The following is a 13,084-nucleotide window of genomic DNA, read 5'->3' on the forward strand; positions in this document are numbered from 1 at the left end:
AAAGAATAAGAGTCACAAATGAAAGTCGAAGTGTTACTTTTATTGTAATATTTTTCAGAAAATTAAAGAGATTACTATTGACTTGTATAAAAAATAGGTGTATTTTTGACTCAGGTAAATTATTTTTACCTAGACCAACTTTTTAATACGAAAGGAGGGAATGTTATGTCTTCATTTCAATTGCCAAAGCTTTCATATGACTATGATGAACTAGAGCCATATATCGATAGCAACACGCTTTCTATTCATCATGGAAAGCACCATGCGACATACGTAAATAACTTGAATGCCGCTTTAGAAAACTATACGGAATTACATAATAAATCTTTAGAAGAGTTACTATGTAATTTAGAAACTTTACCAAAAGAAATTGTTACAGCTGTCAGAAATAACGGTGGTGGACATTATTGTCATAGTCTTTTTTGGGAATTAATGAGCCCGCGAGGTGGCGGTGAGCCTAATGGAGATGTTGCAAAAGTAATTGATTATTATTTCAATACCTTTGACAACTTAAAAGATCAACTTTCCAAAGCAGCTATTAGTCGTTTTGGAAGTGGCTATGGATGGCTTGTTCTGGACGGTGAGGAACTTTCCGTTATGAGTACACCCAATCAAGATACACCTTTGCAAGAAGGTAAAATTCCATTACTCGTCATCGATGTATGGGAACATGCCTATTATTTAAAGTATCAAAATCGGCGTCCAGAATTTGTTACCAACTGGTGGCATACAGTGAACTGGGACCAGGTAAATGAAAAGTATTTACAAGCAATGCGATCACAAAAACATTAGTCGTGCGTATAAGGTAAGTTTGGTAATGTAAAATTAGTATTGTCGAAATCCTCCAGAATCCCCCGGATTGCCACCGGGGGATTTATGATTATTTCATTGCATGTATGTAATAACGTAATACTTGTTCTATTTCTATTTTCAATTCTCGGAACGGGAATCCTAATTCACTAGCTTTTCCATTATGTAATGTACAATTAATCACTTCATTATAAGGCGCTACATTATCTCTTACTTCTTGAACGCGTGCTTTTATTCCCGTATTTTCTTCTATGAAATGAATAACTGCTCGAGTAGAACCTACCCCGTTGCTACAAGCATTAATTGGCCCTTCTATGTCCTTCATCCCGCACCAAGCTAAAAATTCTCCTGCTTCTTTTTCATGTATAAATGACAACTCTCCATCTAGATCATTCACGGCGATAGGTTCTTGCCTCACAATATGTTCAACGTAAAATTGTAACCTTTTCGTATAATCGTTTTCTCCAATAACAACTGGAAAACGTACTGCAACAACTGGGAATGTTGCTTGTTGAAGTAAAACAGCTTCGGCTAATCGCTTGCCTTCACTATAATTGAAGTCATTTCTATCCCCATACGTAATAGCATACTCGTACGGATTAAAGTTCTCTTCTAACAAGCCTATCGCTGGCTCGTAAACAGCCATTGAAGATGTCATAACGTATTTCTTCGTTTTTCCTTGTAACACTTCACATATTATCTTTGCCGCATTCGAGCTATAGCATAAATTATCGTATACGATATCATAACTTTTATCTTCTAGACGCTCAGCTAGTTGTTTTTCGTCTTCTCTATCTACAATCAATCTGTTTACTACACTTCCAAAAGAATCTTCAGTAATGCCTCTCGTCGCAATTGTTACATCGTGTCCAGCTTGTAAAAGTGCTTCTACTAAATGTTTACCAAAAAATCTTGTTCCCCCTAGCACCAATACTTTTTTCAAATTCATCATCCCCATTTTGATAAATTGTAAAATACTACCTCTCTATTATAAATGCTAATATAGAAAAAGCATGGAATTCGTTTAACGATTCCATGCTTTTCTACAGAAAATATATTAACGTAATCGATATTTATAAATACAATAACAGAAGTATAAAATAGAAATTACGGATACATAAACCCATAGTTCATATACGAATCCCTCTCCCCATACCCCCATAAAATAAAAGAGTGAAGGCAACGTCAATGTTACCCATGATTGTACGAAGGCAATTCTTCCAAGATATTGATTGATATTCTTCTTTTGTGTATTTAATACAAAGAATAAATACCAAAGTAATGCCCACATAAACCACGTTAATGCATTAACAACATCGTGAAATTGAACAAATGAAACAACCATATAGAATAAAGCAATAATTGCTACCCAAATACAAAACCAACCTAAACCGCTACTATCCATTCCTTTTATAAAGGTAACACCTACATATAAATAGGTTAATCCAAATAAGAAAGTAGCTGCATATGAATACACTGTCCAATTGCTTTGGTCAGAAATCATGATTAAATAGAACGGAATAATAATTTGTAGTGCACCCACAAATAAATTAAAAACACCCGCACTTTTCATCTCTGCTTTCCCTAATATAACAAGACTATTTAAAAATAAAGCTGCACCCGAAAGTAATAATCCTACGTACCCCATATATCCTCATGTGAAAACCTTACATTTTCACACTGTACCCTCCCCGTCTTGTAAAAATTATATTATTCCTTATTCTCCTTCTTACTTACAACTACATACAAAGTTTTTTCGAAAATAAGTCAGACTTCCTACCTTAAAAAACAATAGAAAAACCCTTTTCATACATTTCATACAGTAATGATGTCAATCAAAATATATCACGCAATAAAAACGCTTTCAATAATACGTAATTCAAGCAAAAAGCTAATAAGATTATTTGATTATAAACGCACTTTAACAATGATACAAGTATTGGAATACTTTTCAATAGAAACGGTTGCTATTCAAATGCTATGGTCAGTAATATTTTATTACATTCTCTTTCCTAAATTGAACATATTACTGACCTCAAGCAACATAATAAAGAATACAATTTATTATATACATAAAATATCCTACAAATTAATAAGAGAATGCTTTACTAACTACTAACCACCTTAAATCATTTGATAGCCGTTTTTATTATTTACCTGCCATCTCCAAGAATCTAAGCACATCTCTTCTAACCCATATTCCGCTTCCCATCCTAATTCTCGTTTCGCTTTAGATACATCAGCAAAACATACTGCTACATCACCAGGACGACGCCCTATCACTTTATAAGGTATTTTTTTACCTGAAACCTCCTCAAAAGCTTTTATCATCTCTAACACACTATACCCTTTACCTGTGCCAAGATTATATGCCTCTATTCCTTTCGTCTTAAGTACTTTCTCAAGTGCCTTTACATGTCCTTTTGCAAGGTCAACAACGTGAATATAATCACGGACACCTGTCCCGTCTTTTGTTGGATAATCGTTTCCGAATATATTTAGTTCCTTTAATTTACCTACCGCCACCTGCGTTACATATGGCATTAAATTATTCGGAATCCCATTTGGATCTTCTCCAATACGACCACTTTTATGTGCTCCGAAGGGATTGAAATAACGAAGTAACGCAATACTCCATTCATCATCAGCTTTTGCCACATCACGCATAATTTGCTCAATCATTAATTTTGTTTGCCCATATGGATTTGTCACACTTAGTGGAAATTCTTCTGTAATTGGTGACGTTTTTGGAATTCCATATACAGTTGCAGATGAACTAAAAATAAACTTTTTAACATGATGTTTCTGCATCACATCACATAGTACGATTGTACTTATTATATTATTATAATAATATGTTAGAGGAATTATAGTCGATTCCCCCACTGCTTTAAATCCAGCAAAATGTATAACCGCTTCAATGCTATTTTCCAAAAAAATCTCATTCATTTTTTCACGATTTAAAACACTTTCTTTATAAAATTTAAATTGTTTTCCTGTTATTTCTTTTACTCGGTTTAAAGACTCGATTGAACTATTTGAAAGATTATCTACGACTATAATTTTATAATTATTATTTAATAATTCTATACACGTATGACTACCAATATATCCTGCTCCACCCGTTATAAGTATCGCCATATATAGAGTCCCCCACTTATTATTAATTATAAAATTTTATAACCTCAATACACATCTATCCTACCATAAAAAGACTGATAATTTTAAAAATTTATTTTTAATTATTATTTATATAAAAAAGAGCCGCATAACCTTTACGTTATACAACTCTTTAACATACATATGTGTCTATATCTTTATTTATTAATCAAGAAAAAATAAAAATTACTCGGAAATTTCATCTTGTTAAATTACGTAGCAATATACACTTAAAAAGTGGGCAAGACTTCCCAATAACACGAACACGTGAAAAATTTCATGATGTCCCATATGTTTAAACTCTAACCATTTTGGCTTTGTTCCATAAATAAATCCACCGATTGTATAAAGAATGCCTCCAAGCACTAGAAGCACGATACCTCCTGCACTTAAGTTAGCAGCTAACGGTGCAAAGAACAGAACAATTAACCAGCCCATTGTAATATAAATTGCTGTTGATAACCATCTCGGGCAACTAAACCAAAACATTTTAAAAACAATACCACAAATGGCTGTTGCATAAACTAAACAAAATAATAATAAACCGTTTGCGGAATGTAATGTAATTAAACAAAATGGTGCATATGTACCTGCAATCAATATAAAAATCATAGAGTGATCAAGCTTCCGAAAGAAATAAATAACACGTTCACTGGCTACAACACTATGATATACAGCTGATGCTGTATACAGAACCATCATTCCGATACCAAACAAAATAACAGCTGTAATTGCCGCAAAAGATGGCATCTTAATAGAAACTTTTACAAGCATAGCTAATAATGCAATAAATGATAATACAGCTCCTCCCAAGTGGGTAAAAGCATTAACTGGTTCTCTTACATAAGCATTCATATATACACCCCTCATATAATTACATGTAGTTTTAATAACTACATGTAATTATATACGCATTATTATTAGAGGTCAACATTTACAATTCATTTGTTTCGTAATACCATATTTAGAGATAAACTAAACATTATGCTCCACTAAGTTATAAAAGTGAGGGGTTCTACGTGGAAAATATAAATAAACTGCTTGAAACATTACATTTAGAAAAAAACATTACGCTTGAGGATATTCCAAATGTCGACTTGTATGTAGACCAGGTTGTCCAATTATTTGAAAATACTTATTCGGATACAACAAGAACCGATGATGAAAAAGTATTAACAAAAACAATGATTAACAATTACGCAAAAGGGAAACTGTTTATTCCAATCAAAAATAAAAAATACTCAAAAGAGCATATGATTTTAATCAGCTTAATTTATCAATTAAAAGGAGCCCTTTCCATTAATGACATAAAAAGCTCCTTAGAAAATATAAATGAATCCTTATTAAACGATGATTCATTCGAATTAAATACATTATATAAAGCTTATCTTTCTCTTACCGAAAAAAACGTCGAAAGCTTTACACAAGACGTAAATAATCTTGTTTCAGAAGTAAGTGAAATTTCTTCCTTAGAAGATCCGAATCTAGAGAAATTTTTATTACTAACATCATTTGTATCGATGAGTAATATGTATAGGCGCTTAGCTGAGAAGTTAATTGACGATTTAAAAGAGTCCTAATAACTATAAAACGCTACCTACTTTTAGGTAGCGTTTTATTAACTACAACCATTCAAATGATTGTAGTATTTCAAAAATTATGCTTTCTAAGTATCTTCTCATCTTTGTTTTTTCTATTGGAATCTTACTCTTTCAATAAAAAAGTACATTCTGCATATTAGCAAAATGTACCTCCCCTTAAAATTATAATTTTTATTGTTTCTTTATTAGCAATTCAAAGCGATTACAATACTCTTTTACTAATAATTTACACATAGCATAGAAAATAAAAACATTAATAGTAACGATAAACATTCCCATATTCGTATTAAAGCCCGCATACAGAACCATTACTATATTTAAAAAGATTGTTAACGTTAATCCTAAAGCTATTCCTGTCCACTTCATTTCATATAGCAGTAAAAAGAGTACAAATACTAACGCTGGGAAAGCATATCTCTCATGTATTTGCGTAGGTAACATAAAGAACGCAAAACTTATAAAAGTCGCGGCTTTCAGTAGAACTGCCGTATTCATATGACGATGGAAAAAGACGTATAAGCAAGTTAATGCCGCTGCAATAGACAAGAGTATTAAACCAACTGTTTTCAATGTAATATGTGGTAAAACTTGAATCGTATCCACCATATTAGGATCCGTACCAATCGCGTAATACCAAATATTCATAGCAAATACAGTTACCGTTGGGAACGTACCTACCGCATTTAAATATGCTTGTGTTAACATAGTAATAAATGTTCCATGAGCTGTGAAATAAAGACCGAATATTAATAACGGGATACAGAACCCTATTATAAATTTAATTAATTGCTTACCTTCCCTTTTTTCAAAAATGACTTTTAGGAAATACATAGCAAACACAGGCGCAATTACGATTGATTGAAATTTAGCTAGTAAGGCTATAGCGTAAATAGCACCAGACCAAGTTGGCTTAGACATTAGTAGTAAAATAGAACTAACCATCAATATACTATGTAGCATATCTACTTGACCCCAAATAGTTCCATCCACTATAACGGCTGGACTAAATGCAAAAAATGTTACTAATGCTGCTCTCATAATCGAATTGTCTATCCTTTTAGAAACTATAGTAAAAATAATTATAGCTACTACTTCAAATACAATAGATGGGACTCGAATTAAAACACCAGCAGCATCCACGTATATATTAAAAAATGACAATATCACTCCATAAATACCTAAAAGAGCTAAGAAAAATGGCGGATAGTTTACTAAATCCCCATGTGCATACACATCACCTAGTCCATATTTACCTACCGTGTCCATCCAATCCACAAAAAACAGTTGATCTCGTTCATATCCTTCTAAATGAAATGCTAAATATATACGTAATAAAAGAGATGCAACTACTACTACAATCAAATAAAAATGAAGCCACTTTAAACTCCACCTATCTCGAGTAAAATTCATTAAACAAAACACCGTCCTTACTTTTTATAACCTACAACAATTAAATTAAAATTGATTTACTTATATAAAAATATACCCCTAAACGAATTAACAATTTCCCCATTCAATGGTAGAAAAAACCAAATAAATATACTAACATACAAAAAAACAATCGTCAATCACGTATTAGTTAAAGTCCATTCAAATTGTCCGCTCTATAAGTAAACCTCAAAAAAATATCCACCTTTAAAGTGGATATTTTCATTTATTTAATTGCCTCATGAACTTTTAATTTTTTACCTTTTATCGTTGTATTTCTCATAACCTTTAAAACAAGTGGTCCTTTTCCATTTAATATTTCAACATACGAAACATTATCTTGTATTGTAATAATACCTATATCATCAGCAGAAACACCTTGAATTTTAGCAATTGTACCAACGAAATCTACCGCCCTAATTTTCTTTTTCTTTCCGCCATTAAAGTACAATTTCATAATTCCCTTGTTTAGGTCTGCATTTTTGTCTTTCTTTATAATCGGTTTAGCATATATCTTTTCTTCAAATACTGCTTTCCCTTTTATAACTTCTTCTTTTGAAGGTACCAGCTCCTTTGGAATTTCAAATCCGATATATTCCTCAATCTCTTCTAAAAATCTATTTTCATAAGGCGTTATAAATGTAATAGCTTTTCCATTATTACCAGCTCTTCCTGTTCTTCCAGTACGGTGTACATAGCTTTCTTTTTCTAATGGAATATCGTAATTAATAACATGTGTAATATTATCAATATCAATTCCTCTCGCAGCTACATCAGTTGCTACTAAATAACGGAACTTTCCTTTTCTAAAATCATCCATTACTTCAAAACGATCTTCCTGTACCATACCACCGTGTATTTTGTCACAAGGATAATTAACCCGTTTTAGCTGTCTATATACATGGTCTACATTTTCTTGTGTACGACAAAAAATAATGCAACTGTCTGGATTTTCAATCATAGTTACATCCTTAAGAAGTGAGAGCTTCTCTTCTTCCCTTACTTCAAAAAGGGTGTGTTCAATTTTATCTGTTGTAATCCCCGCTGCTTTAATTTCAATATGAGTTGGTGCATTCATATATGTACGGGATAACTTTTCAACATCTTCGGGTAGGGTTGCTGAAAATAGCATTGTCATTCTTTTTGTAGGTAATTCATCAATAATTGCCTCTACTTGATCGATAAATCCCATATTTAACATTTCATCTGCTTCATCAATCACTAAATATTTCAATCGCTCTAAAGAAAGGGTCCCTTTTTCAATATGATCCAACACACGTCCTGGGGTCCCCACTACGATATGCGTCTTTTGCTTTAACTCTAATTTTTGACGTGCAAATGGAGATTTACCATAAATTGCAGCAGCTTTAATTCTTTTGAACCGCCCTATATTCGTAATATCTTCTTTCACTTGAACAGCAAGTTCCCTCGTTGGTGTTAAAACTAATGCTTGTGGTTTATTCTCTTCCCACTCTACCATTTCACAAAGTGGTATACCGAACGAAGCTGTTTTTCCACTTCCCGTTTGTGACTTTACAACAAGATCCTTCTTTTGCAATGCAACTGGAATAACCTCTCCTTGCACTTCTGTTGGATGCTCATATCCTAAACCAGTAAGTGCTCGTCTTACTTCTTTACTTAATGCATAATTACTAAAACTTTGTTTACTCATATATTAACCTCATTTGATTTTATATTTAACTTATTCTGTTCTTCATACCTCACTTTAGACTATAGTAAGATACTATATTAATCCACTGTTTTTAATTCGTTTATATCTAAATTTATTTAAGTATAATTTTAAAATAGTAAAGGGCAGCCTTTATAATAAGTCTGCCCTATCTATACTATATTCATTTTTTACGGAACTAATTTTTTCACAACTGGTATTCTTTGTAATATTAACGTAATTACCATACTAAGAACAATTGCAATCGTTACATTAATAGGTATTGCCAATATTGCATGTACACGTTCATTTACTTTAGGGAAAACCATGTACAACAAGTTATTTAATAAGAAGAAGTGAAGAATATAGATTCCAAGACTTGCTTGATTTATAAAACGGAATAACAATGGTAATTCTCTTTCTGATTTTTGGAAAGCATATTTGAAAAATACAAATAATCCAATCGCCATCAGTACAACGCCTGGCGCAAAATACCCGTACCAAAACTGATCTAACTGTCCATTTGCTTTTACTGTATAGTAATAAGTAATAAAGAATGTACTAATAAATCCTACAAATCCGCCAAAGTAAGAAATACTTCTCCATTTTTTTGAAATATCAAAATTAGATAAATAATAACCAAGTAGGAAATACCCTACATAATTTGTAACGTAAAATAATTCAATATTAAAGTTGATAGGATAATAATATTTCACTAAATTGACTACAACAGACGCATATAGCCATAAAATTAAAAAGTATTCTATCTCTCTTTTTTTAGCGTTCTTCACAAAGATTTTTAGTAAAGGTGTAATTAAATATATCCCTACAATCATGTATAAGAACCATAAATGTCCTCCAATAGTATCCGTTAAAAAGTGCTTTATCCCTTGCTTTAAAGATGCTGGGAAATATCCTGCATATGCTCCATATGCATAAAATATAGCACTCCAAGCTATAAAGGGAATGATTACTTTACTTGCGCGCCTTTTTAAAAATTCCCCGACTGAAATATCTTTTGTCCCCTTTAACAATAAAGCACCACTAATCATTACAAAAATCGGAACACTCGCACGTGAAATCGATTCAAATAGATTCCCAGCCATCCAGCGTGAAACGTTATTTGTATCTAACACTGAAACATAACCAGCAGAAACGTGAATTGTAACTACTGCGATTGTTGCTAATACACGCAACCAGTCCATATACATTAATCGCTTCATTAAAATCTCTCCCAAATTTGTATATTTAATTTTTTCTTTGCTACACATAATTTTATATCAGAAAATTCTAAATTAAAACATCTTTAGACAATACAAATCTATAATTAACTTAAATAGACTCAATTTTTAAATATAAACATGAAAACCTTTGACTTATGAGTGAAAATAATGTAAATTATCCTTTGGACGAACATTTTTAAACTAAATGAATAAAATATTCGTATTTTAGGGGTGTAAATGATGGAAAACGTATTCGACTATGAAGATATTCAATTAATTCCTGCAAAATGTATTGTAAACAGCCGCTCTGAATGTGATACAACTGTCACTTTAGGTAAACATAAATTTAAATTACCTGTCGTACCTGCAAATATGCAAACGATTATTGATGAAAGAATTGCAACTTATTTAGCTGAAAACAATTACTTCTATATCATGCATCGTTTCCAGCCAGAGAAACGTATCTCATTTATTAGAGATATGCAATCACGTGGATTAATCGCTTCTATTAGCGTTGGTGTAAAAGAGGACGAATATGAATTCGTACAACAATTAGCTGCTGAGCAACTTACACCTGAATACATCACGATTGATATTGCACACGGACATTCTAATGCTGTAATCAACATGATTCAACATATTAAAAAGCATTTACCAGAAAGCTTCGTTATTGCTGGAAACGTTGGAACTCCAGAAGCGGTAAGAGAATTAGAAAACGCTGGTGCTGACGCAACAAAAGTCGGTATTGGACCTGGTAAAGTTTGTATTACTAAAATTAAAACAGGCTTTGGAACTGGCGGTTGGCAACTAGCTGCACTTCGCTGGTGTGCAAAAGCTGCAAGTAAGCCAATTATCGCTGACGGTGGTATTCGTACACACGGCGACGTAGCTAAATCTATTCGATTTGGGGCGACTATGGTTATGATCGGTTCTCTATTCGCTGGTCATGAAGAGTCTCCAGGGGAAACAATCGAAAAAGACGGCAAACTTTATAAAGAGTACTTCGGTTCAGCTTCTGAATTCCAAAAAGGCGAGAAGAAAAACGTTGAAGGTAAGAAAATGTTCGTTGAGCATAAAGGTTCTTTAGAAGATACTTTAATCGAAATGGAACAAGATCTTCAATCTTCTATCTCTTACGCTGGTGGAACAAAATTAGATTCAATTCGTACTGTAGATTATGTAATCGTGAAAAACTCTATTTTCAACGGGGATAAAGTATATTAATTTTTAAATTTAACTCGAAGGACAAGCATTTTTATGCTTGTCCTTCTTTTTTATATATAGAAATGTAAAATATTTTAATTTTACTGAATTTTCTAGTATCATGGTTTTAGATACTTATAATAAGGGGGATATAACAAATGAAAAATGTAATTGAGAAACGCCATATTCGCGCAGAAGTCCCTACTGAACTAACATGGGACCTCTCTGATTTATTCGGATCTGATAAAGATTGGGTAACTGCATTACGTGTATTAACAGACGATATAAAAAAACTTGATGCGTTTAAAGGACAATTACATACTAGCCCCACTACCTTATTACATTGCCTACTTTTAGAAGAAGAGCTTTTAATGAAGTTAACAAAACTATACTCCTATGCAAATTTAAAAGAATCAACTGATCGTACAAATCCAGTTATTCAAGCGAACTCTTCCAAAGTTTCTGCTTTATGGACGAAAGTACATACTGCACTATCCTTTATCCATAATGAAATCCTCTCATTCGATGAAGGAACAATTGAAAAGTATTTACACGAAGAAACAAAACTCGAACCTTTCCGTAAATCATTACTAGACATCCTACAAAAAAGGCAGCACACGCTCTCTCCTGAAACAGAAGAAGCTCTTGCTGCACTTGGCGAAGTACATAATTCTCCATACAAAATTTACGGTATGACTAAATTAGCCGATATGGATTTTACCTCCATACAAGACGAACAAGGAAACGAACTCCCTGTATCATTTGCATTATTTGAAAGCAAATATGAGTTCTCTCCAAGCGCAGACATACGTAGAAAAGCATACTCATCATTTGTTTCCACCTTGAAACGATATAAGAATACAGTGGCAACAACATATGCTACTGAAGTAAAAAAACAAGTAACACTCTCTCGTTTACGCAAATTTGAATCTGTTACTCATATGCTTTTAGAACCTCAAAAAGTTCCACTTGAAATGTATAACAATCAACTTGATATTATTTATAAAGAATTAGCGCCTCATATGCGCCGTTTTGCAGATTTAAAAAAGAAAGTATTAGGACTCGATCAAATGCTGTTCTGCGACTTACATGCACCTTTAGATCCCGAATTTAATCCAACCATCACATACAAGGAGGCTGGTAAATTAATTCAAGATTCTTTAAAGGTATTAGGGGATGAATATAGTTCCATTATCCAAAAAGGATTCAAAGAAAGATGGGTTGATCTTGCCGATAACATAGGCAAATCCACCGGAGCATTTTGTTCAAGCCCATATGGTTCTCATCCATATATTTTAATTACATGGCAAAATACGATGCGTGGATGCTTCACATTAGCCCATGAATTCGGACATGCTGGTCATTTTTATTTAGCAAATAAAAACCAGCGTATTATGAATGTACGTCCATCTATGTACTTTGTTGAAGCGCCATCTACAATGAACGAATTACTATTAGCCCAGCATTTATTAGCGACTACTGACGATAAGAGAATGCGCAGATGGGTGATTCTGCAACTACTTGGCACATATTATCATAACTTTGTTACTCACTTACTTGAGGGAGAATATCAAAGAAGAGTATATACCCTAGCAGAAGAAGGAGAAGCACTTACAGCTACAACTTTAACTGAAATAAAAACAAATGTACTTTCGACATTCTGGGGAAATTCTGTAGAAATTGACGAAGATGCTGGCTTAACTTGGATGCGTCAACCTCATTACTATATGGGCTTATATTCTTACACCTATTCCGCAGGCCTCACTGCATCTACTGCGGTAGCTCAAATGATTAAAGAGGAAGGGCAACCTGCCGTTGACCGCTGGTTAGATGTACTTCGCGCTGGTGGTACGATGAAACCACTTGAATTAATGAAACATGCCGGAGTCGATATGTCAAAACCAGATGCAATCCGCAGGGCTGTTTCTTACGTCGGTTCCTTAATTGATGAATTAGAACGCTCTTATCAAGAATAACGTGAAACTTTAATC

11 protein-coding genes are annotated in these 13,084 nt (G+C 33.1%); 4 read left to right on the plus strand and 7 right to left on the minus strand.

The features are described from left to right. Positions 1 to 165: 165 nt before the first annotated feature. The gene (gene sodA, locus DT250_RS09325; RefSeq protein WP_149212984.1) at positions 166 to 792 is read left to right on the plus strand and encodes a superoxide dismutase [Mn]; all 627 of its coding nucleotides are present in this window, start codon (positions 166 to 168) and stop codon (positions 790 to 792) included. An 88-nt stretch (positions 793 to 880) separates the two neighbouring features. Here sodA and DT250_RS09330 read toward each other — a convergent pair whose 3' ends face one another. The 4 genes from DT250_RS09330 to trhA all read right to left on the minus strand — a co-directional run bounded on the left by DT250_RS09330 (position 881) and on the right by trhA (position 4,824). Then, on the minus strand, positions 881 to 1,768 hold the full coding sequence (locus DT250_RS09330; protein WP_149212985.1) for an NAD-dependent epimerase/dehydratase family protein: 888 nt from the start codon (positions 1,766 to 1,768) through the stop codon (positions 881 to 883). 99 nt (positions 1,769 to 1,867) lie between these two features. After that, positions 1,868 to 2,458 (minus strand): AmiS/UreI family transporter, encoded by a 591-nt coding sequence (locus DT250_RS09335; RefSeq protein ID WP_149212986.1) that lies wholly within the window; start codon positions 2,456 to 2,458, stop codon positions 1,868 to 1,870. A 476-nt stretch (positions 2,459 to 2,934) separates the two neighbouring features. Then, entirely contained in the window at positions 2,935 to 3,951 is a 1,017-nt protein-coding gene (gene galE / locus DT250_RS09340; RefSeq protein WP_149212987.1) for a UDP-glucose 4-epimerase GalE, read from the minus strand. A gap of 225 nt (positions 3,952 to 4,176) precedes the next feature. Next, positions 4,177 to 4,824, minus strand: coding sequence for a PAQR family membrane homeostasis protein TrhA (trhA, locus tag DT250_RS09345; protein WP_000995376.1), 648 nt, complete (start codon positions 4,822 to 4,824; stop codon positions 4,177 to 4,179). A gap of 164 nt (positions 4,825 to 4,988) precedes the next feature. Between trhA and DT250_RS09350 the strand changes: the two genes are divergently transcribed. Next, on the plus strand, positions 4,989 to 5,549 hold the full coding sequence (locus DT250_RS09350) for a DUF1836 domain-containing protein (RefSeq protein ID WP_149212988.1): 561 nt from the start codon (positions 4,989 to 4,991) through the stop codon (positions 5,547 to 5,549). 192 nt (positions 5,550 to 5,741) lie between these two features. On the opposite strand, the gene DT250_RS09355 is transcribed toward DT250_RS09350, so the two are convergent. From DT250_RS09355 to DT250_RS09365, 3 genes are all read right to left on the minus strand, one after another. Next, the gene (locus DT250_RS09355; RefSeq protein WP_149212989.1) at positions 5,742 to 6,980 is read right to left on the minus strand and encodes a hypothetical protein; all 1,239 of its coding nucleotides are present in this window, start codon (positions 6,978 to 6,980) and stop codon (positions 5,742 to 5,744) included. A gap of 244 nt (positions 6,981 to 7,224) precedes the next feature. Beyond that, positions 7,225 to 8,670 (minus strand): ATP-dependent RNA helicase DbpA, encoded by a 1,446-nt coding sequence (gene dbpA, locus DT250_RS09360; protein WP_149212990.1) that lies wholly within the window; start codon positions 8,668 to 8,670, stop codon positions 7,225 to 7,227. A gap of 188 nt (positions 8,671 to 8,858) precedes the next feature. Then, on the minus strand, positions 8,859 to 9,890 hold the full coding sequence (locus tag DT250_RS09365; protein WP_149212991.1) for an acyltransferase: 1,032 nt from the start codon (positions 9,888 to 9,890) through the stop codon (positions 8,859 to 8,861). A 240-nt stretch (positions 9,891 to 10,130) separates the two neighbouring features. Between DT250_RS09365 and guaC the strand changes: the two genes are divergently transcribed. Continuing rightward, positions 10,131 to 11,114 carry a GMP reductase gene (gene guaC / locus DT250_RS09370; RefSeq protein WP_098597225.1) on the plus strand — a complete coding sequence of 328 codons (984 nt, stop codon included), beginning with the start codon at positions 10,131 to 10,133 and terminating at the stop codon, positions 11,112 to 11,114. Positions 11,115 to 11,251: 137 nt separating this feature from the next. Further along, positions 11,252 to 13,069, plus strand: coding sequence for an oligoendopeptidase F (gene pepF / locus DT250_RS09375; RefSeq protein WP_149212992.1), 1,818 nt, complete (start codon positions 11,252 to 11,254; stop codon positions 13,067 to 13,069). The last annotated feature ends 15 nt before the right edge of the window (positions 13,070 to 13,084 follow it).

The sequence above is a fragment of the Bacillus sp. AR2-1 genome (assembly GCF_008368755.1).
In the GTDB taxonomy this organism is placed as follows: domain Bacteria; phylum Bacillota; class Bacilli; order Bacillales; family Bacillaceae_G; genus Bacillus_A; species Bacillus_A wiedmannii.